Source organism: Pyrobaculum sp. (assembly GCF_049971835.1).
Classification (GTDB): Archaea; Thermoproteota; Thermoprotei; order Thermoproteales; family Thermoproteaceae; genus Pyrobaculum.
In genome coordinates, this window is sequence record NZ_JBMFKV010000264.1 from 1 (window position 1) to 2,187 (window position 2,187).

A 2,187-nucleotide genomic window follows, 5' to 3' on the forward strand; every position below is an offset into this window, starting at 1 on the left:
ATGGCCGCGTTTATGGATGGAGAATAAGAGTAAGCCGCCGGCGAAAATTACGAAAAAGTGGACGCGTGATAACAGCTCTTACCTTGTGGAGGAGGAATTCTTTATTGATGTAGAGCCAGTTAGAGAGCTTAAGCCAAGGCCCGGGTACTATGTTTACGAGACGGATCTTGAACGATTAGCTGACGGCGTTATGTACGAACGGTGGGTATATAACGTCACTAAGACAGACAACAGTTATTCTATCGTGCGCACTCTCTACAGCTTCTTGTTTATTGATGGTAGGTGGATAAACGGCTCGGCTATTATGGAGTGGCTTGTTGTAAACAACACCGTGATCTGGTTGCACACAATAACTGGGGAGTCTCTGTGGATTCACAACTACACTGAGCGGCCCATAAGTATGAATTGCCTGCCGTTGCTAGTGGCCCCGCCGTTTTGGCCCTATGTGGCCGAGGGCAGGCAGTTCAGGGTTAAATGGGTGAATAACGTAACATATCTGCCGCAGATGACAAACGGCCCTACGATAGTTTCGCGGGCTGAGTTCAGAGACGAGTACAAGGTAGCAAAGGAGCTCGTCGACTGTAGAGGCCCCGTCGGGAAGTGCTATGTGGTAGAGGCAGAATTAAAAAGAAAATACTACTCAAATTACACTAAAATAACCAATGAATTTGAGCCACATCGCTACGTATTTTATGTAGATCTCAGCGGTGTCGTGGTAGAGGTTAGGGAGTATGTGGGGAAGAGTAAGATCCCTACCTTGACAGTTAAACTCGTGGAGTGGACATGAGGAGGGCTGTTGTATTAGTTCTAACCGCGGCGCTATTTCTTACGTTAGCTACGACCTTCTTGTCGGCTGGAATAGATTGTAAGAGCGATTGTACATGTATGAAATGTTGCGTCGATGGGTCATGTCCCGACGGCAGGTGGAGCGGGACTGTGTGCGGATGCGGCGAGGGAGATCCTGCGTTAAGCCAGGTGAGGAACAAGTGTGGAGGAAGTGACTGGGGCCCGCCGAACGGCGACGCTGAAAGATATCTCACGAGTTTGGGCTACTGTAAGTCATGGTACTACACGAGTTACAGCGATACAGATTTCACAAAAAGAGTAGGCGCGGGCTACTGTAGATATCAAGCAATAATTTCAAGAGATAAGAAATTAATTACGTATCGCGATGGGCCGGAACCTAATTCTCAGCCTGTGTACTTCTGCAATGGAAATCCAGATTTGTGGCTACCATGGGGACGTGTTGTAGACACCATTGATCGCTGGCATAGAGCTTGTTAAATTTTAACTTAATATTTTTTTTCTAGATTTTTCAATTTTATATTTGGAATCTTTTTTATATTCTATATAAATATACATACTGTAAACACATCTGAGGTGAGTGAAGAACATGCTGTGCGCCGTCTTCATTTACGAGGTGGAGCCTGAGGAGTCGAGGGGGCCGCTGTTGATATGGTTGCGCGGTGGAGCTTGAAGCGGGGACAACTTCCATCTCGATAAAAGTTCTCCGCACCAGCTTCAACCGCTAGGCCAGGAGTCGTGACGCAGTCAGGTGGAGGTGGGGTGAAGAGCTTAAGTATGAAATAGGCGGCAAAATTCCCCGTCTTCCACACCAGAGAGTACAGAGAGAGGGTTGAGAAGCTGAGGGAAAGAGATAGGAAGAGGGACGGGTTCAGCAAAGCGGCTCACCAACTGAGTAAGAAGCCGGCAATTATCATCACAGTGGACTTTGGTAAGAAGCCACAAGAGGAGATAATAGATAAGGATGAAAAACGCCGGGTTGAGGCAACGTATCAAACAGAAGCCGACGAAGCCGCGGAGCGCGGCTCGAGGCTTCTGTTACTATCAGCGTATAGAGACTCCAAAACGTGTCCAGCAGGTAGAGAACAGCTTGCTTTCCCTCTTGGGCCGAAGACGGTCCTCTGCCCCATAGGCTACTGGGTGCGCAGAGGCGGCCTTCGTCGTCAGCATGCTGAAGAGAGCCGTGGAGTGGCGGGGGGAGAAGTGCGCAACAACAACTAGTCAAGCTCTATCCACGGTGGACGAGAAGACTCTTAAGGCGTGGTACAGATCCGTGCTAAAGGCCGATCCAGGTGAACACCGAGGGGTTGGGAGGGGGTCAGACGAATGGCCACTATGGATCTCGGGGGCGACAAGGCGTCAGCAAGGGGTGAACCGGTCATC

The 2,187-nt window shown here is 49.4% G+C and carries 2 protein-coding genes; both read left to right on the forward strand.

The genetic code is table 11. The annotated features are described in order from the left end of the window. A partial coding sequence (locus tag ACP5J3_RS13475) for a hypothetical protein (RefSeq protein ID WP_428496159.1) occupies nucleotides 1-787 on the forward strand: 787 nt, incomplete at its 5' end. 1,185 nt (nucleotides 788-1,972) lie between these two features. After that, nucleotides 1,973-2,187: hypothetical protein (locus tag ACP5J3_RS13480; protein WP_428496160.1), on the forward strand; the 215-nt coding region annotated here is incomplete at its 3' end.